At 66.5% G+C, this 21,978-nt stretch carries 18 protein-coding genes; 9 read left to right on the forward strand and 9 right to left on the reverse strand.

Annotated elements, in window-relative coordinates:
* Nucleotides 1–144: 144 nt before the first annotated feature.
* The 4 genes from AC1MB9_RS00490 to AC1MB9_RS00505 form a co-directional block, all read right to left on the reverse strand.
* Nucleotides 145–738, reverse strand: coding sequence for a DUF305 domain-containing protein (locus AC1MB9_RS00490; RefSeq protein ID WP_479963109.1), 594 nt, complete (start codon nt 736–738; stop codon nt 145–147).
* A gap of 100 nt (nt 739–838) precedes the next feature.
* Nucleotides 839–1,273 carry a hypothetical protein gene (locus tag AC1MB9_RS00495; protein WP_479963110.1) on the reverse strand — a complete coding sequence of 145 codons (435 nt, stop codon included), beginning with the start codon at nt 1,271–1,273 and terminating at the stop codon, nt 839–841.
* Nucleotides 1,274–1,405: 132 nt separating this feature from the next.
* Nucleotides 1,406–2,068 carry a DUF1684 domain-containing protein gene (locus AC1MB9_RS00500; protein WP_479963111.1) on the reverse strand — a complete coding sequence of 221 codons (663 nt, stop codon included), beginning with the start codon at nt 2,066–2,068 and terminating at the stop codon, nt 1,406–1,408.
* Between the two features lie 77 nt (nt 2,069–2,145).
* The gene (locus AC1MB9_RS00505) at nt 2,146–2,682 is read right to left on the reverse strand and encodes a hypothetical protein (RefSeq protein ID WP_479963112.1); all 537 of its coding nucleotides are present in this window, start codon (nt 2,680–2,682) and stop codon (nt 2,146–2,148) included.
* A 43-nt stretch (nt 2,683–2,725) separates the two neighbouring features.
* Between AC1MB9_RS00505 and AC1MB9_RS00510 the strand changes: the two genes are divergently transcribed.
* The 3 genes from AC1MB9_RS00510 (at nt 2,726) to AC1MB9_RS00520 (ending at nt 5,244) form a co-directional block, all read left to right on the forward strand.
* Nucleotides 2,726–3,166, forward strand: a complete 441-nt coding sequence (locus AC1MB9_RS00510; protein ID WP_479963113.1) for an EVE domain-containing protein — start codon at nt 2,726–2,728, stop codon at nt 3,164–3,166.
* Between the two features lie 163 nt (nt 3,167–3,329).
* On the forward strand, nt 3,330–4,580 hold the full coding sequence (locus AC1MB9_RS00515) for a hypothetical protein (protein ID WP_479963114.1): 1,251 nt from the start codon (nt 3,330–3,332) through the stop codon (nt 4,578–4,580).
* Between the two features lie 124 nt (nt 4,581–4,704).
* The gene (locus AC1MB9_RS00520; protein ID WP_479963115.1) at nt 4,705–5,244 is read left to right on the forward strand and encodes a 2-phosphosulfolactate phosphatase; all 540 of its coding nucleotides are present in this window, start codon (nt 4,705–4,707) and stop codon (nt 5,242–5,244) included.
* 35 nt (nt 5,245–5,279) lie between these two features.
* Here AC1MB9_RS00520 and AC1MB9_RS00525 read toward each other — a convergent pair whose 3' ends face one another.
* From AC1MB9_RS00525 to AC1MB9_RS00540, 4 genes are all read right to left on the reverse strand, one after another.
* Nucleotides 5,280–5,666 (reverse strand): RidA family protein, encoded by a 387-nt coding sequence (locus tag AC1MB9_RS00525; RefSeq protein WP_479963116.1) that lies wholly within the window; start codon nt 5,664–5,666, stop codon nt 5,280–5,282.
* Nucleotides 5,667–5,768: 102 nt separating this feature from the next.
* Nucleotides 5,769–6,263, reverse strand: coding sequence for a SprT-like domain-containing protein (locus AC1MB9_RS00530; protein ID WP_479963117.1), 495 nt, complete (start codon nt 6,261–6,263; stop codon nt 5,769–5,771).
* Nucleotides 6,256–7,395, reverse strand: coding sequence for a PQQ-dependent sugar dehydrogenase (locus tag AC1MB9_RS00535; RefSeq protein ID WP_479963118.1), 1,140 nt, complete (start codon nt 7,393–7,395; stop codon nt 6,256–6,258). The genes AC1MB9_RS00530 and AC1MB9_RS00535 overlap by 8 nt, the downstream gene beginning before the upstream one ends.
* Nucleotides 7,396–7,409: 14 nt before the next feature.
* Entirely contained in the window at nt 7,410–7,847 is a 438-nt protein-coding gene (locus tag AC1MB9_RS00540; RefSeq protein WP_479963119.1) for a hypothetical protein, read from the reverse strand.
* Between the two features lie 454 nt (nt 7,848–8,301).
* Here AC1MB9_RS00540 and AC1MB9_RS00545 point away from each other — a divergent pair, with 454 nt between their 5' ends.
* The 4 genes from AC1MB9_RS00545 to AC1MB9_RS00560 are packed head-to-tail and all read left to right on the forward strand — an operon-like array spanning nt 8,302 to nt 13,311.
* On the forward strand, nt 8,302–9,948 hold the full coding sequence (locus tag AC1MB9_RS00545) for an ABC transporter substrate-binding protein (protein WP_479963120.1): 1,647 nt from the start codon (nt 8,302–8,304) through the stop codon (nt 9,946–9,948).
* The gene (locus AC1MB9_RS00550; RefSeq protein ID WP_479963121.1) at nt 9,945–10,913 is read left to right on the forward strand and encodes an ABC transporter permease; all 969 of its coding nucleotides are present in this window, start codon (nt 9,945–9,947) and stop codon (nt 10,911–10,913) included. The genes AC1MB9_RS00545 and AC1MB9_RS00550 overlap by 4 nt, the downstream gene beginning before the upstream one ends.
* The gene (locus AC1MB9_RS00555) at nt 10,910–11,755 is read left to right on the forward strand and encodes an ABC transporter permease (protein WP_479963122.1); all 846 of its coding nucleotides are present in this window, start codon (nt 10,910–10,912) and stop codon (nt 11,753–11,755) included. The genes AC1MB9_RS00550 and AC1MB9_RS00555 overlap by 4 nt, the downstream gene beginning before the upstream one ends.
* Nucleotides 11,752–13,311, forward strand: a complete 1,560-nt coding sequence (locus AC1MB9_RS00560) for a dipeptide ABC transporter ATP-binding protein (RefSeq protein ID WP_479963123.1) — start codon at nt 11,752–11,754, stop codon at nt 13,309–13,311. Before AC1MB9_RS00555 ends, AC1MB9_RS00560 begins: the two co-directional genes overlap by 4 nt.
* Here AC1MB9_RS00560 and AC1MB9_RS00565 read toward each other — a convergent pair.
* The gene (locus AC1MB9_RS00565; protein WP_479963124.1) at nt 13,296–14,165 is read right to left on the reverse strand and encodes a spermidine synthase; all 870 of its coding nucleotides are present in this window, start codon (nt 14,163–14,165) and stop codon (nt 13,296–13,298) included. The two genes, AC1MB9_RS00560 and AC1MB9_RS00565, sit on opposite strands and share 16 nt — an antisense overlap.
* 289 nt (nt 14,166–14,454) lie before the next feature.
* Between AC1MB9_RS00565 and rpoB the strand changes: the two genes are divergently transcribed.
* Nucleotides 14,455–17,946 carry a DNA-directed RNA polymerase subunit beta gene (gene rpoB / locus AC1MB9_RS00570; protein WP_479963125.1) on the forward strand — a complete coding sequence of 1,164 codons (3,492 nt, stop codon included), beginning with the start codon at nt 14,455–14,457 and terminating at the stop codon, nt 17,944–17,946.
* Between the two features lie 41 nt (nt 17,947–17,987).
* Nucleotides 17,988–21,884, forward strand: coding sequence for a DNA-directed RNA polymerase subunit beta' (rpoC, locus tag AC1MB9_RS00575; RefSeq protein ID WP_479963126.1), 3,897 nt, complete (start codon nt 17,988–17,990; stop codon nt 21,882–21,884).
* Nucleotides 21,885–21,978 lie beyond the last annotated feature (94 nt).

The following is a 21,978-nucleotide window of genomic DNA, read 5'->3' on the forward strand; positions in this document are numbered from 1 at the left end:
CGTGTGGCCACCGGGGCAACACGAGGGAAACGAGCAAATGGTGAAAACTGCATCAAAAAAAGTCCTTGAGGGGGGATGTGGATAAGGACGGGCGCACAGACAGGGGCGCTTCACGGGTCGACGCTGCGCCACCCCGGCGAACCGCTACAGGGTGGCGAGGAGCTTCGCCATGACGGAGATTTCCGCCGTCTGCGTGGTCAGGATGTTCTCGGCCAGCGCTCGGGCATCGGCGTTTTCGCCGTTGTCGATTTCGAGCTGCGCCATGGCGACGGCGCCTTCATGGTGCACCGTCATCTGCTGGAGAAACAGCCGACCGGCGTCGGTTCCGGCGGCGTCCTGAAGTGCCATCATGTCGTCGTCGGACATCATTCCGTCGGAGCCGTCGCCCATGTCCGGCATGTCCGACATACTGCTGTCGTCTGCGCGCCACTGGACCAACCAGTCGCTCAGCTGGGCGATTTCCGGCTCCTGAGCGGCCTTGATCGCAGTGGCGAGGTCGACGATGTGTTCGTCGATGCCCTCTTTTGCGAGCAGATCATCGCTCATCTCGACAGCCTGCTCATGGTGCGGGATCATCATCTGCGCAAACGTCACATCAGCGACATTGAAGGCCGTGGAGGGAGCTTCGGCGGAGGGGCTCGTGGAGTCGGAGGCGGGGCCGCCGCCGGCGCAGGAGCTGAGGGCGAGCGCTGCGGCCAGGGCCACGGCGCTATAAAAAAACGTACGTGATTTGAGCATTGTGCATCCATTCATCGTCAAGGTTCAGACCGAGCGGCCGTGGGTACGGCACAGCGACGCGGCCACGAAGGGCCGCAGGGCTACAGGGCTACAGCGTGGTCTAAACGCGACTGATGGACAGAGCGGTGAGGCTGGGCCGGGCCGCGGGAAGCGCGACGATGCGCACCAGCAGGCCGCCGGGCTCAAGAAGGCGCCGATAGGTGGCGGGCAACCGGGTCAGAACGACGAGAGCGATCAGCACGAGCAGCAGAACGCAGGCCATCGCGAGCAGAGCGCAGTCGAGCATTCCGCCGTGCGACCCGGTGGAGAGCGACGCAACCACGGGGGCGACCACGCCCACGGCAGCGACGGCCGAGGCAGCGACGGCGGCGCTCGCCGTGGCGGAGTGCGATGCCGGAGCCATGTGCATGTCGTGCCCGGTCGCTTCCGAGTGGAGCGCGAACACGCCGAACAGCAAGGCGACTAGGGCGATCAACGTGACGAGAGGGGACAGGAAACGGCTGGATTCAGGGCGCGTGGCCTGATTTACCGTCATGTCACCTCCGTCGTTTGTCCGGTCGCGGGGGTATAGATTTCCCCGTCGTCACCTCGAACATTAGCCCATCGTCCGCCTGCGCGGCTGAGAGGGGAACCGCGTACAGGAACGAAGGCCCCGCGCGGGAGCCGATCAGGAATCGCGCGTGGCCGCAGCGGCGTAGACCGCACCGTTGTAGAGCTCACCGACGGGCACCGCAACATCGATCGTGTTTCCCGGCTGCGCGAGCGGGCAGGCCCACATCGGGTCGTAGGCGCAGGAGGGGTTGTAGGCGAAGTTGAAGTCGAGAATGAGCGTGTCGTCGTCGACGCCCGGGCCGAGGTCGGCGCCCTTGACCGTGTCCAACAGGTAGCGGCCTCCGCCGTAGGTGCCGCCGGGCTTGCCGGCGAGGCCGTCCTTGATCGGGAGAAAGAGCCCACCGCCGTAGTTGCCGAGATGCCACACGTCGAGCGACCCGAGGTAGGGCAGTCGCACGGTTCCCACCAGGTCGAAGGGCACGGTGCCGTCCGTTCCCGTGTCCACCGTGATGCGCAGCGGGCGGTCGGCCCGGTGCACCTCCACTTCGAAGCGCCAGTCCGGGTCGTAGGCGGCGATGGGCAGGCCCGTGAACGCGGCTCGATCGTCGGGCAGCAGCGGTGACGACGGATGCCCCGCAAACAGTTCGTCCCGCCCGGAGCGCCACAGCTCATGCCCGGCCTCCGGGCTCTGCACGCTCAGCTGGCGCACCCCCGCGTACAGTCCGAACACGCGACGACGCCAGTCACCGATCTGCAATGCCCCGAGGGAAGAACTCATGCCAATAGGTTACCGTCGGCGCGGCCACCGCTGCCATCCGATTGCCAGGGATGCCGCCGGGCGGCCCGCACGGCACCTCACGTCTGCTCGAGCTCCCTGTCGCCGTCCACAGGGGCGGGCGCGTCGACGCCCACGTCGTGGCGCCACGTGGGCGCGAGCTGCTCGAGGCGCAGCATCCGTACCTGCCAGAACGCCCAGAAGCTCGGCCACAACGCAATGGTGCCGAGGCCGGCGCGAAAAATGAGCTGGTCGCGGTAGAGCGTCTTGCCGGTGCCGGCCGGGTCCGGAGCGATCGCCATGCGATGGTCCCACAGGGTGACGGCCGCGAGGGCGCCGGAGACGCCGCGGCCGGTGTCCCGCAGGATACGCACGCCGTCGGGCCGTTCGTTCTGCTCGGCGAGCCGAATCACCTGCGTGCCCATCGGAACGAGTCCGAGCGCGCGAAAGCTGGCCGGGTGGTCACCGGGCTGCCACATCGTCGGGAAACCGTTGGGTTCGAGGGAGTCCACCGCGAGAAGCGGCGAGCTGACCTCTCGGAAAACAGCGGGGCTGCGGATGGCGCGCCAGGCGGCATCCGGATCACAATCGAGCACCTTCTTGAGTAGTACGCGCATGCTCACCAGTGTGCGTGCCGCTTCGATGTTGTACAACTGATACGTGGCAATTCGTTTTTGGCTGGGGGTCGCCCAGCGCGAGCAGGTGCTGCGGGGCGTTCACACGGGCATGGCCCACGCGAGCCAGGCCGCGCGCACGACGCTCGCGGGCATGGGGGAGTCCGACGGGCTGGTGTACTACTCCCCGAAGACCGCGTTTGAGGGTGAAGTGCTGCGGGAATTCACCGCCATCGCCCGCATTACAGATGCCGCCGTAGCCCCGATCGGTGACCCCGGAACGGAATTCCAGCCGTGGCGCCGCCGCGCGGACTACGACCCGCAGGCCGTGGCCACGTCGATTCGACCGCTCCTGTCGGTGTTGGAGCTCACCCGCGGCGATCCCAACTGGGGATACCAGCTGCGGCGAGGCCTGATCGAGATCTCCCGCCACGACTTCGATATGATCCGCCAGCAGATGCGTCGCCCGAGCGCCGACGACCTCTAGCGCGGCCCCGCCTGGAAAAGGTCCCGCAGCGGACAACTGCGCCCCGCGCACGTGGCACGATTGTCCGATTCGGCAACGTTCGTCTGCCCGGCCCCGCCCCCGGGGACGACATGGCCCCGCGGCGCGCACGGTACGTCGAGTCTCGGTTCATTAGACTCGGCGCATGGACGCGCTCTTGCCCTCACTCGTGGTCTTGGGATTCGTGTTCGTCGGAATCGGCGTTCTCGTGGGCCTCGCCCGTCGTCGCACCCGTGCTCGCCTGCGCCTCGAAAGTGCCGCTGCCGCGGAACTTGTGCGGTCCGCGTCGATCAGCCTCGTGCGAGCGGATGACCTCGTGCAAGACGCCACGGACGAGCTCGGTTTCGCCATCGCCCAGTTCGGCGAGAACGCCACGCGTGAGTTCGCCTCGGCCCTCGCCCTGTCCCGGCGGCAGCTGACCGAGGCGTTCGCTCTGCAACAGAAACTCGATGACGTCGTGCCGGACACCGCGCCCGAAGTCCGCCGCTGGAACGAGAAGATTCGTGCCCTGGCCGACGAGGCCACGCAGCGCCTCGAGGCGCAGACCCGCGACTTCGACAAGAAACGCGGCGTGGAACGTACCGCACCCCAGGCACTGGAGCAGCTGGTGCGTCGGCTGGATCGAGCCGCCGACCGCGTGAAGAGTGGCGCCCGAAGCCTCGACCGTCTCGCCCTGAGCTACACGACGCACGCCCTCGCCCCGATCAGTACCAACGTCGCGAGGGCACAGACCGCCCTCAACGATGCCCGGCAGGCCGCCGAGAACGCCGCGAACCGGCTCACCGCCGGCGACCCGGTTGGCGAGCAGATGAGCGCCGCAGAGCACGGACTGTTCACCGCCGCGCAGCTGCTGGATGCGATCGAGAGCGGCGAAGACGAGTTGCACATCGGCTTTGCCAACCTCGGGCGGGCGACGGATGCGGCCGTGATCGAGCTCACCGAGGCGCGCGGGCTGCGCGATTCACACGACGAGGCCGACACCAGCGCCAACCTCAACCGGGTGATAGCGGAGGCCACGCATGTGCTCGCCCAGCTGGGGGAACCGGGTCGGCTCAGTGATCCCGCAGCCGACCTCGCCCGTCTGCGTGAGGTCATGGACGGGCTCGACGTGATGCGCTCCGAGGCGCGCAACCGTCAGCTGCGCCTGGAGAACGCCCGTACCGCGCTCGCCGGGGCGCTTCTCACGGCTCGTGGTCAGATTTCGCTCACCCGGGACTTCATCGACGGGAACCGCGGACGCGTGCAGGCGGCCGCTCGCACGCGGCTGTCCGAGGCGGAGCGGCAGCTGGCGCTCGCCGAGGCGGAGGCCGACCCGGTCATCGCCCTCGACAACGCGAGGCGCGCCATGACCCACGCAACGGATGCCGACGCCCTGGCGCGCTACGACGCCCGCTGACCGCCCCCTGTAGCCGACCGCGCGCCGATCCTCGCGTCGCCCCCATCTCGCTGGTCGAGCCCGTCGAGACCCCGCGACTTGCCCTGCGACCCGGTCTCTGAGTCGCTCGCGATAACCTGAACGGATGACCGACGCGCCAGCACAGCACAAGTATCAGGTTCGCTTCGACTGGGGCCAGTCCGGGTTTCAGGCGCTTGCCCCGTTCGTGGATGCGGTCGTCGTCGTCGATGTGTTGCCAGAGGCGGGTGCCGCCGCCCCCGTCGTTCCCGGCCCCGACGACACGCAGGTCATCACCGCCGGTTTCGGCAATCGCGTCGCCGTCGCGGCGTGGGTGCTCGCCCGTCAGTCCGAAAAAGGCGACCGCTTCTCGGTGGCCGTCATCGCGGCCGGTGGCCTGCGCGGCGACGGATCGGCGCGCTTCGCCGTCGAGGATCTCCTCGCCTCCGGCGCCGTGATCGACGCCCTCATCTCACTCGGCATCGACCACTGCTCACCGGAGGCGGCCGCGGCATCCGCAGCCTTTGTGGGGCTCAAACAGGCCGTGCGACACCTCGTGAGCGCCTCGGAAAGCGGCCAGGTGCTTGCGGCGCTCGGTCGCGACGCCGAGGTGCGCCTCGCTGCGCGGCTCGACAACAGCCGCGATGTGGCCGCGCTCAGCCTGTAGTTGTGCTCAGCCCGTAGTTGTACTGCGCGCTGGCCCTACAGCGCGGCGACAGCGTCGATCTCCACCAAAAACTCGGGATTGGCGAGCCCGGCCACGCGCAGCACGGTGATGGCGGTGGGATGGTCGCCCCATTCTGTTGCCGAGGCTGCGAATGCCTGACTCAGGTCGGCGCTCTCCGTGAGGTGCATCGTGAGCTTGGCCACGTTCTCCTGTGTCGCTCCCACCTCGGCGAGCACCGCGAGAAGATTGCGCAGGGCCTGACGGGTCTGACTGAGCGTGTCGGAGCCAACGATCGCCCCGCGAGCGTTGACGCCGTTCTGGCCGCCGATGAACATGAGTTGCCGGCCGGCGTCCACGAGGGTTCCCTGCGCGAAGGCCACGTTGCGGTGCACGGATGCGGTGTTGATTCTCGTGACGGTCATGGGGGTGTCCCTCTCCAGCAGGCGGGCTGCGCAGCATCAGTCAACTCGCATGAGCGCCGCGGGGCAAGACCCCCGGCGGCGGTGTTTACCTGACCGCAACAATCAACGACCGACGGATGCCGCCGCCCGTCGCCGCGTTGCCGCCGAGATTTCCCGATGCGCCCACGTGATCACGTTCTCCACGCGGTATCCGCGCCCGCACAGTCCGCAGGCGAGGGCCCTTGTGGGTTTCCGATACCGGAAATGCGTGTGACCTGCCGGGCAGGACCCCACCCAGGAGGCGAGTTCGTCCGCGATCTCACCGTCGTGAGTGCGCTTGCCGTCGTAGCCGAGGTTGTGCGCGACCATGCGCCATTTGGGTCCGTGCCCGGCGCGCGGGCCGGCCATGGCGTGGGCCACTTCGTGCAGCAGGATCTGGTGCACGTCGTCGTCGTCGTACCGGGCGGCGAGGTACCGCGACACCGTGATGCGCTTCTGCGTGAAATTGCAGAGTCCGGCGCGCTTCTTGGCGTTGTCGAACGCAAACGACCAGCTGGGGTCGAGGTGCAGCGTGATGAGCGCGTGGGCCCAGTGACGCACCCGGTCGAGATCAGCCATTCGCCGCACCCTCCAGGCGCACTTCGAACAGCCGGTCGTCGCCGGCGGTGGGTCGGCCCCGGCCATCCGTGTTGTTGGTCATGAACCACAGAGTGCCCCCGGGGCCGGCCACCACGTCGCGCAGGCGACCATAGTCGTGCACAAACCACGCGGCGGGGGTGACTGTGGTGGAGTCAACACCGGAGGAGACGTCGACGCTCCACAGCCGCTCTCCGCGCAGGCTCGCCATGAACAGGGTGTCGCTCACGATCGCGATTCCGCTCGGGCTCGCCTCGGAGGTGGGCCACTGCTGCACCGGATCCACGTAGTCCGGGGTGCCGCCGAGCCCCTCCACTTCCGGCCAGCCGTAGTTGTTGCCGGGCTCGATCAGGTTGAGTTCGTCCCAGGTGTTCTGACCGAACTCGCTCGCCCACAGCCGACCACGCGAGTCCCAGGCGATGCCCTGGGGATTACGGTGGCCGTACGAATACACCAGCGTGGCGAATGGATTGTCGGCCGGGACCGCGCCGGTGGCGGTCATGCGCAGAATCTTGCCGCCGAGCGAGTCGAGGTCCTGCGCGCGGTCCGGGGTGCCGGCGTCGCCGACGGTGGCGTAGAGCATCCCGTCGGGACCGAAGGCGATGCGCCCTCCGTTGTGGTTCGACGCTTTCGGCAGCCCGGTGAGCACGGGCTCGGCGGCGCCGAGCCCGAAACTGCCGGGGGAGCCCAGCAGCGGCATCCGTTCGATGCGGTTGTCGGCGTCGGTCGTGAGGTAGGCGTACACCCACTCGTCGCCCGGCTGAAAGGCCAGTCCCAACAGGCCGCCCTCCCCGGCGGGGCGCGCTGCGGTGACCGAGCCGACGTCGCGCAGCGTGCCGTCGGCCAGCAGCTCGCGCACGAGCGTGGTGTCTCGTTCGCTGATGAGCGCGCCGCCGTCGGGCAGCCGCAACACCGACCAGGGTGCGTCGAGCCCGCTCGCGATGGCGACCGGTTCGCCCGTGGGCAGCACCGGAACGGTTGAGACGGGTGGGGTCGACGTGTCGGAGCCGGGGGTCGACGTCGGGGGAGTGACGCGGGTGTCGGACGAGCAGGCGGTGAGGGCCAGAAGGGCCGCCAGGGCGAGTCCGCCGGCCAGGCGGAGACGGATGCTCATGGCCGAGACCCTCCTTACCTGCGGGGCGCGCGCTCCGCGATAAACGATTCGACCACGGCCACCGCAATCAGGCAAGCCTCGAGCTCGTCAGCGGTTGCGCCGTCCTTCTCGCGCAGGAAGACCGCGGCGGTGAACTCGGAGAGGGCGGATTCGAGCTCGCCCATGTCGAAGAGCACCTTGCCGCGGTTGTGGCGGGCCTCGGCGGCCGCACTGATCCACTCATGCGTTTCGGCGTCGAGAATGCAGTGGTTGAGTTCAGTCGCGGCCTCGTCGAGCTTGCCCTGGTACTGCATCACCTGCGCGCGGCGGATGCGGCTGGAGACGGCCTGCTCGCGGTCGCCGGTGAAGCGGGACAGGCGCCAGGCCTCGTTGGCAATCTCCCAGGCCTCGTCGAGACGCCCGAGCAGGCGCAGCAGGCTGACCTTCTCGTCGAGCGCCGAGAGGCTGCGCATGTTGCCGAGTTCGTCGAGACGCTCGGTGGCGGCGGTGAGGTCGACCTTTTCACGCAGGGTGATCGCGTCGTAACCGGTAATGATGCTCAGGGTGTGTTCCTGACTTCGGCGACCATGCGGTCGCGGGAAAATTTGGACTCTTCAGCCTAACTCCGCTGCGCCGTGAATTCCGTAAGATCCGCCGGTGTGCGCGGAACCGACCGGGCGAACGTTTTGCCCTCGACCGGTTTTGGATGCCCGACCTGTCTCCTCTCCCACCCGTCCGTGCCGCGCTAAAACCGGTGAATGTGAGACACGCCGGGCAAAGTGGGCGGGGGACGCGGCGTGTCGGGAGAAAGACCGGTTTGGGGAAGTGCGGAAGTGGGGGGACGGGCGGAGTCGACGGGTACCGTTGAGGGGCGGGGTCAGTACCTGTGCCCGTGTCACCGCACCGCTGAGAAAGAGACCTTCGTCTATGCGCGTTCGCGCCCACGCATCATCCTGGCTGCGCGCAACCGTCGCAACCGTCGCCGTCGCAGCCCTCGTCACCGGATGCGCCGCCACCGCACCGACCGCGGGCACGAACACGCTCACTTACGCCATCAACGGCGGCACGCTCAGCGGCGGCAAGATGGACATCCACTCGTCTGCGTTCCAGGCCACCGCCCTCGTGATGCGCAACTCCTTCGACTCGCTGGTCTATGAGAAGGCCGACGGCTCGTTCGTGCCGTGGCTCGCCACGTCATGGCAGGTCTCCGACGACGGCCTGCACTACACGTTCGACCTGCGTGACGACGTCACGTTCCACGACGGCGAACCCTTCAACGCGGAGGCGGTCAAGGCCAACTTCGAGCACGTCGTCGCCCCCGAAACGGCGTCAGCGGATGCCGCGAGCCTGATCGGATACGCCGAAACCGGCGGCTTCTACGCGGGAACCACTGTCGTGGACGAGTTCACCGTACGCGTGGACTTCAGTCAGCCCTACGCGCCGTTCCTGCAGGCCGTCAGCACCGCCAAGCTCGGCTTCTACTCGCCGACTACTCTCCGCGACAACGCCGCGCAGCTACCCGCCGGTGGGCCGGGCATCTCGGTAGGCACCGGCCCCTATGTGCTCAGTGAGTACACCCCGGACCAGAGCATCGTCTTCACGGCGAACGACGAGTACGACTGGGCGCCGGAGGGCAGCACCCACCAGGGCGCACCCGCGATCGAGACCCTCGAGTTCCGCATCCTGCCCGAGTCGGCGGTGCGCACCGGAGCGCTCACGAGCGGCGAGGCGCAAATCGCGAGTGACATCACCCCGAACACGGTGGGGCAGATCGGCGACGACTTCACGATCGAGAACGTGACGATGCCCGGGCTGCCGTACACCCTGTTCCTCAACGAGGCCCACGGCGTGTTCGCCGACGAGAACGTACGCCGCGCTTTCGCCGTCGGCGTCGACATCGGTCCGGCCGTGGAGAGCATCTACCAGGGGCAGGCGGACCGCGCCTGGAGCATCCTGTCCCCGGCCACGCCGAACTCCTATGACCCGAGCCTCGAAGGCAGCTGGGCGTTCGACCCCGACCAGGCCAACGCCCTGCTCGACGCATCCGGCTGGACCGGGCGCGATTCCGAGGGCTACCGCACGAAGGACGGCGTGCGGCTCAGCGCCCAGTGGATCGCCTACACCCCCGTCTCCGACGCCAACGCGAGCCTCGGCGACGTGGTGCAGTCCGACCTGCGCGAGCTCGGCTTCGAAATCGTGCGCGACAACCTCGAAATCGCCCAGTACTACGAGGCATTCGAGGCGCGTGACTACGACCTCTCCGACTGGAGCTTTCCGAGCGTCGACGCCGACGTGCTGCGCGCCCACCTGCACAGCGGCGGCTACAAGAACGGCTCAACCACCGCCGACCCGGTCGTCGACCAACTCCTCGACGACGCCATCGCCACGAGTGACCCGGCCGTTCGCGAGGGCCTCTACCAGCAGTTGCAGCAGTGGAATGCGACCCATGTGGCCATGGTCCCGATCACCGTGCCGACGGCCATCACCGCGTACAGCACGGCCATCAAGAACCTGAACTTCGACCTGTACGGGCAGCCCCTGTTCTACGAGTCCTCCCTCACCACCGCTCCGTGAGCGGGCGCCGCGACGGCCGCGCCCGCCGATCCGGCCGACCGGGCCACCGCCTCATGGGGCGGATAGGCGGGGTGCTCCTGGTGGTCTGGGGCGCCGCCACCGCGGGCTTCTTCTCGCTACGGCTGATTCCCGGCGACCCCGTGAACGTGCTCGTCGGGCTCGGAAACGTGTCTCAGCAGGTGCGCGACCAAATCCGTGCCGACTGGGGCCTCGCCGACCCGCTGCCCGTGCAATACGTGCGCTACCTGTCACGCCTGCTGCAGGGTGACCTCGGCACCTCGTACCGCATGCAACAGCCGGTCGCCGACGTGATCGGCCAGCAGCTCGCGCCGACCGTGCAGCTGATGGCCCTCGCAATCGCGTTCGCTGTACTGCTCGCGTTCGGATCGGCGCTGTTCGGACGCGGCCGCCGGACCGCGCCGGTGGCCGGACTGCTCGAACTCGTCGCCGTCTCGTCACCCACCTTCTGGATCGGCCTCGTGCTGATCAGCGTGTTCGGTTTCGGACTCGGCTGGTTCCCGGTGGTGAACACCGGCGGTTTCGGCGCCCTGGTGCTGCCCGCGGCGACCCTCGCAATCCCGGTGGCCGGAATCCTCAGCCAGGTGCTGCGGCAGGGCCTCGACGCCGCAGCTGCGCTGCCCTTCGTCGACACGGTGCGCGCGCGCGGCGCCACCCACACCCGGCTCGTGCTGCGTCACACCCTCCGGCACGCCGCGGCCAACAGCATCACGCTCACCGGCTACATCGTGGGATCGCTGCTCGGCGGCTCGGTGCTCGTGGAAGCCGTCTTCGCCCGACCCGGTCTCGGACGGGTGGCCCTCGGCGCCATCGTCGACCGCGACGTTCCCGTGGTGCTCGGTATCATCGTGCTCGCCGCCGCCTCGTTCTCGCTGGTCAACCTGCTCGTCGATCTGCTGGCAGACCGCATCGACCCCCGACTCGGGGCCGAGCTGGCCTACGCATGAGCATTCTCGCCGCAGCGCATCGACTAACCGTGAAACGGATGCCGGCCCCGGCCGTCTGGGGCGCCGCCGGCTTCCTGGTGCTCCTGGTGCTGTCCGCGCTCGCACCCGGGGCCCTCACCGCCGCCGACCCGCTGCGCACGAACATCGGCGAGGCCTTGCTGGCACCGGGCCCGGGGCATCCGTTCGGCACGGATCAGGCCGGCCGCGACGTGTTCGCGCGCGTGATTCACGGCGCCCGGTATTCGCTTGCCATCGGCTTCGGCGCCACCATGATCGCCGTCGTGGCGGGGCTGGTGATCGGCTCGCTCGCCGGACTGACGCGTCGGGTCGGCGACGGCGTGCTGAGCCGGGCGATCGAAATCGTGATGGCGTTTCCGGAGTTCCTGCTCGCGCTGATCGTGATCGCGATCATCGGGCCGGGGGAAGCGAGCCTGCTCCTGGCCGTGGCCATCGCGGTGATTCCTGCCTACGCACGCGTAGCGCGGGTGCAGACGCTCTCGGTGACGCGCTCCGGGTACGTGGAGGCCGCACGCACGCTCGGGGTCTCCCGGGCCGTCACCGTGCTTCGTCACGTGGTGCCGAACACGCTCGGACCGTTGTTGTCGATGGCCGTCATGGGAATCGGCACCGCCATCACGGCCGCCGCCGGCCTGAGCTTTCTCGGCCTCGGTCCGAGGCCCCCGACGCCCGAGTGGGGTCTCATCCTCTCCGAGGGGCGCAACTTTCTGGCCACCGCCTGGTGGATCGCCGTGTTCCCGGGGCTGGTGATCACCGCCACCGTGGTGTCCACGAGTGTTCTCGGTCGGTACCTGCGGGCCCGCTCGGCGGGACGGCAGCGGTGAGCGTCGTGAGCGTGCGCAACCTGCGAGTGGTGCCGCCGGGATCGACGACAGCCGTGGTCGACGGGATATCGTTCAGCATCGAAGCGGGGCAGTGCCTCGGGATTGTCGGGGAATCCGGCGCGGGCAAGACGCTGACCGCCCGCAGCCTGATCGGGATCGCCGGCCCCGGCGTCACGGCCGATGAGCTCACGGTGGCCGGCGTGGACGCCCGTGCCCTCGACGAGCGGGGCTGGCGCGGCCTGCGCGGCGCACGAGTGGGGCTCGTGAGCCAGGACGCCCTCGTCTCCCTGGATCCGCTCCGCCGAGTGGGCGCCGAGGTGGCCGAACCGCTCGAGGTGCACGAACCACAGCTCGGCCGCGCCGAACGCTCCCGCCGTGTACTCCGACTGCTCGGGCAGGTTGCCATGCCCGAACCGCACACGCGTGCCCGGCAATACCCGCACGAGCTCTCCGGCGGGCTGCGCCAGCGCGCGCTCATCGCCTCGGCCCTTGCGGGGTCGCCCAGCGTGCTGATCGCCGACGAACCGACCACCGCCCTCGATGCGACCGTGCAGGAACAGATCATTCTCCTGCTGCGCGAGCTCAAGGACTCGGGCCTCGCGCTGTTGCTGGTCAGCCACGACCTCGGCGTCATCCGTGCGCTTGCCGACCAGGTGGCCGTGATGAAGACCGGACGTTTCGTGGAGCTGCAGGCCGCGGCGGAGCTGTTTACGTCGCCGCAGCATCCGTACACGCGCGAACTGCTCGCGGCGGCCTCGCTGGGAGAGGTGGCGGCGCCGCCGACGGCGGGCCCGGTGGTGCTGGCCGCACGCGACCTCTGCAAGTCCTATGGGCCGCTGACGGCCGTGAACGGGGTGTCGTTCGAGCTGCGCGCCGGCGGCACCGTGGGCATCGTGGGTGAATCGGGCTCCGGCAAGAGCACAGTGGCGCGGATGCTGCTGGGCGCTCTCTCGCCCAACCGCGGCTCGGTGTGCCTCCACGGTCGGCCCTGGAGCGAGGTACCGGAGTCGGAGCGGCGCGGTCGTCGCGGCGCGATCCAGATCATCCACCAGGACGCCCTGAGCGTCTTCGACCCCCGCGCCACCGTGCTGCAGATCATGTCGGAGGCCATCGCTCTCGACGGTACAAAGCCCCGGTTACGCAAGGCGCGCGCGATCGACCTGCTCGAGCAGGTCGCACTCAGCGACGCCCTGCTCCCGCGTCGGGCGCATCAGCTGTCCGGCGGGCAGCGGCAGCGGGTGGCGATTGCCAGGGCGCTGGCCCGCGAGCCGAGCATCCTCGTCTGCGACGAGCCGGTCTCGGCGCTCGACGCGCAGGTTCAGTCCCAGGTCCTCGAGCTGCTGGCCTCGCTGCAGGCGTCCCGGGGGCTCGCGATGGTCTTCATCTCACACGACCTCGCCGTGGTGCGGGCGCTCAGTCACGAGATACTCGTGATGAAGGACGGTGCGGTCGTGGAGCAGGGCGCGGCCGCTGCGCTGTTCTCGGCGCCGCAGCATCCATTCACCCGAGAGCTGCTCGCCGCCCACCGCACGCACACCGGCTATTTGCCGATCTGAAAGACCGTGCGACCCGGCAGCGGGGACTGCGTGGACGTGTCGTCGGTGGCCACCAGCGAACCAGCCATGAAGGCGGCGAGCTCCGCGCCCTGGATCACCTTCGCCGGGTGCGGACCGCCGGCGAGCAGTCGCTGAACCCAGGAGAGGTCGATGGGTGTGTGCGCCGCGATGAACACGATGTTGCCGAAGCGGCGCCCCTTGAGCACCTGCGTCTCCGCGAAACCGATCACATGCTCATACACCGCGGAGAGCGTCGCCGCCTGCCCGCGAGCGAACGCGAGCCCCGGCCCGTCGGCCACGTTCACGGCCACCACACCGCGCTGCGACAACAAGGGAGCGGTGAGGGCGAAGAACTCCCTGCTCGTCACGTGCTTGGGCGTGCGCGCACCGGAGAAGATGTCAATGACCACGAGGTCCACCGTGCCGTGCAGGCCCGACGGGAGTTTGCCGAGCACCTCGCGGGCATCGCCGTGCCGCACGCGCAGCTGCGCCCGCTTGTCCCAGGGCAGCTCGGCGCGCACGAGGTCGATCAGATCACTTTCGATCTCCACCACCTGCTGGCGTGACCCCGGCCGGGTCGCCTCCACGTAGCGGGGGAGGGTGAGCGCCCCCGCGCCGAGGTGCACGGCCGTGATCGGCTCGTGCGGGTCGCCGAGCAGGTCGATCACATGCCCGATCCGCTGGATGTATTCGAAGAACAACTCGTCGGGGTGCTCGAGGTTCACGTGGGACTGGGGCGTGCCATCCACGACCAACTGAAAACTGCCGGGGGTGAACCGGTCGGGTTCGATCACGGCCAGGTGGCCGCTCAACTTCAAGACGGCCGAGGGATGCTCCGGCTCGCCCCTACTCATTACTCTCGCTACTCATGGCTCCAGTCTGCGCCCTCCGAGCCCGCGTCGAAAACTGGGTTATACCCGAGAATCCAGAAAAGGTCAACAAATGAGTGGACATCCCGCAAGGGGGCACGTATAGTTGATCCTTGCGCTCCCAGACAAACTCTGCCTTCATATTGCGGTCGGCTTTGCGTGCTCAAGCCACCTTGCGGCACATTCCGTGCGAAGAATTCATTCGTTCAGGGTCTGTGGAGTTCTTCACCAATAACAGTAACTAGACCTGACGGGGTCCACGGAGGTTATTTCCTTGGCTGCTGCGCGCAACGCAACCACCAACTCACCCAAGAACGGCCGCTCAGCTGAGCGTCTTTCGTTCGCGAAGATTAGCGACCACCTCACTGTTCCGGATCTGCTTGCTTTGCAGACCGAGAGCTTTGACTGGCTCGTCGGCAACGACATCTGGAAGGCTCGCGTCGCCGAGGCCCAGAAGGCCGGACGCCAGGATCTGCCGAATCGCACCGGGCTCGATGAGATCTTTGAAGAGATCTCTCCCATCGAAGACCTCGGCGAAACGATGCAGCTCTCCTTCACCAACCCGGAGCTCGAGCCGGAGAAGTACACCGTAGACGAGTGCAAGGAGAAGGGTAAGACCTACTCCGCACCCCTCTACGTGAACGCCGAGTTCATGAACCACCTCACCGGTGAGATCAAGACTCAGACCGTGTTCATGGGTGACTTCCCGCTGATGACGCCCAAGGGCACCTTTGTGATCAACGGCACCGAGCGTGTCGTCGTGTCGCAGCTGGTGCGTTCGCCCGGCGTGTACTTCGACCGCCAGCAGGAGAAGACCTCCGATAAGGACATCTACTCCGCTCGCGTCATTCCGAGCCGTGGTGCATGGCTCGAATTCGAGATCGACAAGCGCGACCAGGTTGGCGTGCGCATCGACCGCAAGCGCAAGCAGTCCGTGACTGTCTTCCTCAAGGCCCTCGGCCTCTCGAGCGAAGAGATTCTCGAAGAGTTCAAGGGCTTCCCGTCCATCGAGCTCACCCTCGAGAAGGACAACATCCTCACGAAGGAAGAAGCCCTCAAGGACATCTACCGCAAGTTGCGCCCGGGAGAGCAGGTCGCCGCTGAGGCTGCCCGCGCTCTGCTGGACAACTTCTTCTTCAACTCGAAGCGTTACGACCTGGCCAAGGTTGGTCGTTACAAGATCAACCGCAAGCTCGGCCTTGAGGCTCCGCTCAGCGACTCGGTACTGACGCTCCAGGACATCCTGGCCACCATCAAGTACCTCGTGTCGCTGCACGACAACCGTTCGACGATTGTCGGCCTGCGCGACGGCAAGACCGCCGACATCAACATCGACATCGACGACATCGACCACTTCGGTAACCGTCGTATCCGTGCCGTTGGCGAGCTCGTCCAGAACCAGGTGCGCACCGGCCTGTCCCGCATGGAGCGCGTCGTTCGCGAGCGCATGACCACGCAGGACATCGAAGCGATCACCCCGCAGACCCTGATCAACGTGCGCCCCGTCGTCGCCGCGATCAAGGAGTTCTTCGGTACGTCGCAGCTGTCTCAGTTCATGGACCAGAACAACCCGCTCGCCGGATTGACGCACAAGCGTCGCCTGTCCGCGCTGGGCCCGGGTGGTCTGTCCCGTGACCGTGCCGGCGTCGAGGTGCGAGACGTTCACCCCTCGCACTACGGCCGCATGTGCCCCATTGAAACCCCGGAAGGCCCGAACATCGGCCTGATCGGTTCGCTCGCCTCGTTCGCGCGGATCAACGCCTTCGGTTTCATTGAGACGCCGTACCGTCGCGTGACCAACAACAAGGTCACCGAGACGATCGACTACCTCACCGCCAGCGAAGAGGACGACTTCATCGTCGCCCAGGCCAACGCTCCGTTGACCAAGGACTCGCACTTCGCGGAAGACCGCGTTCTCGCCCGTAAGAAGGGTGGAGAGGTTGACCTCTTCCCCGCGGAAGAGATCGGCTACATGGACGTTTCGCCGCGCCAGATGGTGTCGGTCGGAACCTCGCTCATCCCGTTCCTCGACCATGACGATGCAAACCGCGCGCTCATGGGCGCCAACATGCAGCGTCAGGCGGTCCCGCTGCTCCTCAGCGACAGCCCGCTCGTCGGAACCGGCATGGAGGGCTACACGGCCATCGACGCCGGCGACGTGCTCACCGCCGAGAAGGCCGGTGTGGTCGGCGAAGTGTCTGCTGACTTCGTCACCATCCAGCTTGACGAGGGCGGAACGCAGACGTACTACCTGCGCAAGTTCTCACGCTCCAACCAGGGCACGAGCTTCAACCACCGCGTCATCGTCAATGCCGGAGAGCGCATTGAGGTCGGCGAAGTCATCGCCGACGGTCCCGCAACGGACCAGGGCGAGGTCGCACTCGGAAAGAACCTGCTCGTGGCATTCATGCCGTGGGAAGGCTACAACTTCGAGGACGCGATCATCCTGAGCCAGAACCTGGTCAAGGACGACACCCTCTCGTCGATTCACATCGAAGAGTACGAAGTGGATGCCCGCGACACCAAGCTGGGCAAGGAAGAGATCACTCGCGACCTTCCCAACGTGTCGCCTGACTTCCTCGCCGATCTCGACGAGCGTGGCATCATCCGCATCGGAGCCGAGGTTCGCCCCGGCGACATCCTCGTCGGCAAGGTCACGCCCAAGGGCGAGACCGAGCTCTCCGCTGAGGAACGCCTGCTCCGCGCCATCTTCAACGAGAAGAGCCGCGAAGTTCGCGACACCTCGCTCAAGGTGCCCCACGGTGAGCGCGGCACGATCATCGGTGTCAAGGTCTTCGACTCGCAGGACGGCGACGACGAGCTCGGCTCCGGCGTCAACCAGCGTGTTGTCGTCTTCATCGCCCAGAAGCGAAAGATCACCGAGGGTGACAAGCTCGCCGGTCGTCACGGTAACAAGGGCGTCATCTCCCGTATTCTGCCGATCGAGGACATGCCGTTCCTCGCCGACGGAACACCGGTCGACATCATCCTGAACCCGCTGGGTATCCCGGGACGCATGAACTTCGGTCAGGTTCTCGAGACCCACCTCGGGTGGATCGCGAAGCAGGGCTGGCAGGTCGAGGGCAAGCCCAAGTGGGCCGAGCGTCTTCCGGAGCAGGCTCACAGTGCTGCACCGGGCACGAAGGTCGCCACTCCGGTCTTCGACGGCGCGCTCGAGGTCGAGATCGAGGGTCTCCTCGAATCCACGACACCGACCCGCGACGGCGACCGCCTCATCGGCTCCTCGGGAAAGACCGTGCTCTTCGACGGCCGCTCCGGCGAGCCGTTCCCGGACCCGGTTTCTGTCGGCTACATGTACATCCTGAAGCTGCACCACCTCGTCGACGACAAGATCCACGCTCGTTCGACCGGTCCGTACTCCATGATCACGCAACAGCCGCTGGGTGGTAAGGCGCAGTTCGGTGGACAGCGTTTCGGTGAGATGGAGGTGTGGGCGCTCGAAGCATACGGAGCCGCTTACGCCCTGCAGGAGCTCCTGACCATCAAGAGCGACGATATCCTCGGCCGCGTCAAGGTGTACGAAGCCATCGTCAAGGGTGAGAACATCCAGGAGCCCGGCATCCCCGAGAGCTTCAAGGTTCTGATCAAGGAAATGCAGTCGCTGTGCCTGAACGTCGAGGTCCTCTCGGCCGACGGTACCGCCGTCAGCCTGCGCGACACGGATGACGAGGTCTTCCGCGCAGCGGAGGAGCTCGGAATCAACATTTCCACCCGGTTTGAGTCGTCGACCATCGACGACATCTAAGCCCGGCCACTGAGACTCGAATACTTTCCAAGGGAGAGAAATTGCTCGACGTAACAACATTTGACGAGCTTCGCATTGGCCTGGCTACGGCAGACGACATCCGTCGTTGGTCGCACGGTGAGGTCAAGAAGCCCGAAACCATCAACTACCGCACCCTCAAGCCCGAGAAGGACGGTCTGTTCGGCGAACAGATCTTCGGCCCTTCCCGGGACTGGGAATGCTCGTGCGGCAAGTACAAGCGCGTGCGCTTCAAAGGCATCGTTTGTGAGCGCTGCGGCGTAGAGGTCACGAAGTCGTCGGTGCGCCGTGAGCGCATGGGCCACATCGAACTCGCCGCCCCGGTCACCCACATCTGGTACTTCAAGGGTGTGCCGTCTCGCCTCGGTTACCTGCTCGACATGGCTCCGAAGGACCTCGAAAAGGTCATCTACTTCGCCGCCTACATGGTCATTTCGGTCGACGAAGACGGCCGTCACCAGGACATGCCCGGACTCGAGAACGAGCTGCGTCTTGAGCTCAAGACCCTTGAGAACAGCCGTGACTCGCGCATCGCCGATCGCCTGCAGCGCCTCGAAACCGACCTCGCAGCACTTGAGGCCGAGGGCGCCAAGAGCGACCAGAAGAAGCGCGCGAAAGACGCCGCCGAGAAGGAAATGAGCCAGGTTCGCAAGTCCCTGGACGAGCAGATCGCGCACCTTGAGCGCGTGTGGGAAGACTTCCGCACCCTCAAGGTCGGCGACCTGAAGCCCGAAGACTCCGTCTTCCACGAGCTCCAGGACCGCTTCGGCATGTACTTCGAGGCGTTCATGGGCGCCGAGGCCATCAAGAAGCGCCTTGAGGCGTTCGACCTCGTCACCGAGAGCGAAAACCTGCACCTGCAGATCGCTGAAGGCAAGGGTCAGAAGAAGATCCGCGCCATCAAGCGCCTGCGCGTGGTCAACGCGTTCATCATGACCGGCAACTCGCCGGCCGCGATGGTGCTCGACGTCGTACCGGTCATCCCGCCCGAACTGCGCCCGATGGTGCAGCTTGACGGTGGCCGTTTCGCGACGTCCGACCTCAACGACCTGTACCGTCGTGTGATCAACCGCAACAACCGCCTGCGTCGTCTGCTTGACCTCGGTGCCCCCGAGATCATCGTGAACAACGAAAAGCGGATGCTGCAGGAGGCCGTTGACGCACTGTTCGACAACGGTCGTCGTGGTCGCCCGGTCACGGGTACCGGCAACCGTGCCCTCAAGTCCCTGAGCGACATGCTCAAGGGCAAGCAGGGTCGTTTCCGTCAGAACCTGCTCGGAAAGCGCGTTGACTACTCCGGCCGTTCGGTCATCGTCGTCGGCCCGCAGCTGAAGCTGCACCAGTGCGGTCTGCCCAAGCAGATGGCCCTGGAGCTCTTCAAGCCGTTCGTGATCAAGCGCCTGATCGACCTGAGCCACGCTCAGAACATCAAGGCCGCCAAGCGCATGGTTGAGCGTTCACGCCCCCAGGTCTGGGACGTGCTCGAGGAGATCATCCGCGAGCGCCCGGTTCTGCTCAACCGTGCGCCCACCCTGCACCGCCTGGGAATCCAGGCCTTCGAGCCTCAGCTCGTTGAGGGTAAGGCCATCCAGCTGCACCCGCTCGTCTGTGCGGCGTTCAACGCCGACTTCGACGGTGACCAGATGGCTGTTCACCTTCCCCTCTCGGTTGAGGCCCAGGCCGAGGCACGCATCCTGATGCTCGCCTCGAACAACATCCTGAAGCCGTCCGACGGTCGTCCGGTGACCCTGCCCACACAGGACATGATCATCGGACTGCACCACCTCACGACGATGAAGGAAGGCGTGATCGGCGAAGGCCGTGCCTTCACCAACGTCGCCGAGGCGATTCTTGCCTTCGACCAGAAGTCGCTCGACCTGAACGCCAAGGTGCGCATCCGTCTCGCCGACAAGTACTTCGCCGAGGGCACGCAGCCCGAAGGCGTGGAGCTTGTGGGCGGCCAGGCCGTCGGTACCGTGCTGGTCACCACCAGCCTCGGCCGCGCCATCTTCAACGAGGCGCTTCCGGTTGACTACCCGTACTTCGAGCAGGTGGCCGACAAGGTCACCATGTCGACGATCGTCAACGACCTGGCCGAGCGGTACGTGAAGGTCGAAGTGGCCGCCACGCTCGACCGGATCAAGGACGCCGGGTTCTACTGGGCTACTCGCTCCGGTGTGACCGTTGCGCTCAGCGACATCCTGACGCCTCCGAACAAGAAGGAGATCGTCAGCGGTTACGAGAAGATGGCCGCAAAGGTCCAGGCACAGTTCGAGAAGGGTCTCACGACCGACCTCGAGCGTCGCCAGGAACTGATTCAGATCTGGACCAAGGCAACCGAGGACGTCGCCAAGGCCATGCAGTCCAACATCCCGTCGGACAACACGATCAACCGCATGGTCACCTCTGGTGCTCGTGGTAACTGGCTGCAGGTGCGAAACATCGCCGGTATGCGAGGCCTCGTGAACAACCCGAAGGGTGAGATCATCCCTCGCCCGATCATCTCGAGCTACCGCGAAGGCCTGTCCGTCGCCGAGTACTTCATTGCTACTCACGGTGCTCGCAAGGGTCTGGCCGACACGGCGCTTCGTACCGCCGACTCGGGGTACCTCACCCGTCGTCTCGTGGACGTCTCGCAGGATGTCATCATCCGCGAAGACGACTGTGGAACGACCAAGGGCCTCGAACTGCCGATCGGCGAGCGGGATTCCTCCGGCGTGCTCGGCGTTCACCCGAACGTTGAGAACGCGGTTTACGCTCGCAGCCTGGCCGCACCCGCGGTCGACGCCGCCGGCGCGGTTGTGGCCGAGGCCGGCGCCGACGTGGGAGACGTGCTCATCGCACAGCTCATCGCGTCCGGCATCGAGACCATCAAGGTTCGCTCCGTGCTCACGTGCGAGTCGTCCGTCGGTGTGTGTGCGGTCTGCTACGGCCGTTCGCTCGCCACCGGCCAGCTCGTCGACATCGGTGAGGCCGTCGGTATCATCGCCGCGCAGTCCATCGGTGAGCCCGGTACCCAGCTGACCATGCGTACCTTCCACACGGGTGGGTCGGCATCCGCCGACGACATCACCCAGGGTCTGCCGCGTGTTCAGGAGCTCTTCGAGGCTCGCACCCCCAAGGGTGCGTCGCCGATCGTTGACTCCGCGGGACGCATCACCATTGAGGACAGTGACAAGGGCCGCAAGGTCATCCTCACGCCCGACAACGGCGATGAAGCGATTGCCTACCCGGTGCTCAAGCGTTCGACCCTCCTCGTTGAGGACGGCCAGCACGTTGACCTCGGAACGCAGATCATCATCGGCGCCGTCGACCCGAAGGAAGTTCTTCGCGTCAAGGGTGTTCGCGCGGTGCAGAAGCACCTCGTGGGCGGTGTGCAGGACGTCTACCGTTCGCAGGGTGTGCCGATTCACGACAAGCACATCGAGGTCATCGTTCGTCAGATGCTTCGCAAGGTGACTGTCGTTGAGCACGGCGACACCGGCCTGCTTCCGGGCGAGCTCGTTGACCGGTTGAAGTACAACGACCTCAACCGCAGCGCGCTCACCGAGGGCCTCAAGACGGCTTCGGCTCGTCAGGAGGTCATGGGTATCACCAAGGCATCCCTGGCCACCGAGTCCTGGCTGTCGGCCGCGTCGTTCCAGGAGACCACCCGGGTTCTCACTCAGGCGGCCATGGAGGGCAAGAGCGACCCCCTCATGGGCCTGAAGGAAAACGTGATCATCGGTAAGTTGATCCCGGCCGGAACCGGTCTCCCGCGTTACCGCGACGTCACCGTCGAGGCAACCGAGGAAGCCAAGGCTGAGCGTTACCCGAACCGCATCTTCACCGAAGATGCCACGTTCACCGAGGGTGACCTGAGCTTCGTCGACTTCGACAGTTTCTCGTCGGACGACCTGACTCCCGGTACGTACAACTAACACCTGATACGAGAAAGGCCCCCACCATGCGGTGGGGGCCTTTTTTGTGCTCTGGGCATCGCCTCGCGCGTTGGTTGTGGTGCTGCCCCACAGC

This window comes from Cryobacterium sp. AP27, from assembly GCF_056680495.1.

What these genes read in the sequence shown, in the direction of transcription:
- AC1MB9_RS00490 (WP_479963109.1), bottom strand. Translation starts at nt 738, where the DNA reads ATGCTCAAATCACGTACGTTTTTTTATAGCGCCGTGGCCCTGGCCGCA.
- AC1MB9_RS00495 (WP_479963110.1), bottom strand. Translation starts at nt 1,273, where the DNA reads ATGACGGTAAATCAGGCCACGCGCCCTGAATCCAGCCGTTTCCTGTCC.
- AC1MB9_RS00500 (WP_479963111.1), bottom strand. Translation starts at nt 2,068, where the DNA reads ATGAGTTCTTCCCTCGGGGCATTGCAGATCGGTGACTGGCGTCGTCGC.
- AC1MB9_RS00505 (WP_479963112.1), bottom strand. Translation starts at nt 2,682, where the DNA reads ATGCGCGTACTACTCAAGAAGGTGCTCGATTGTGATCCGGATGCCGCC.
- AC1MB9_RS00515 (WP_479963114.1), top strand. Translation starts at nt 3,330, where the DNA reads ATGGACGCGCTCTTGCCCTCACTCGTGGTCTTGGGATTCGTGTTCGTC.
- AC1MB9_RS00520 (WP_479963115.1), top strand. Translation starts at nt 4,705, where the DNA reads ATGACCGACGCGCCAGCACAGCACAAGTATCAGGTTCGCTTCGACTGG.
- AC1MB9_RS00525 (WP_479963116.1), bottom strand. Translation starts at nt 5,666, where the DNA reads ATGACCGTCACGAGAATCAACACCGCATCCGTGCACCGCAACGTGGCC.
- AC1MB9_RS00530 (WP_479963117.1), bottom strand. Translation starts at nt 6,263, where the DNA reads ATGGCTGATCTCGACCGGGTGCGTCACTGGGCCCACGCGCTCATCACG.
- AC1MB9_RS00535 (WP_479963118.1), bottom strand. Translation starts at nt 7,395, where the DNA reads ATGAGCATCCGTCTCCGCCTGGCCGGCGGACTCGCCCTGGCGGCCCTT.
- AC1MB9_RS00540 (WP_479963119.1), bottom strand. Translation starts at nt 7,847, where the DNA reads ATGCGCAGCCTCTCGGCGCTCGACGAGAAGGTCAGCCTGCTGCGCCTG.
- AC1MB9_RS00545 (WP_479963120.1), top strand. Translation starts at nt 8,302, where the DNA reads ATGCGCGTTCGCGCCCACGCATCATCCTGGCTGCGCGCAACCGTCGCA.
- AC1MB9_RS00555 (WP_479963122.1), top strand. Translation starts at nt 10,910, where the DNA reads ATGAGCATTCTCGCCGCAGCGCATCGACTAACCGTGAAACGGATGCCG.
- AC1MB9_RS00565 (WP_479963124.1), bottom strand. Translation starts at nt 14,165, where the DNA reads ATGAGTAGGGGCGAGCCGGAGCATCCCTCGGCCGTCTTGAAGTTGAGC.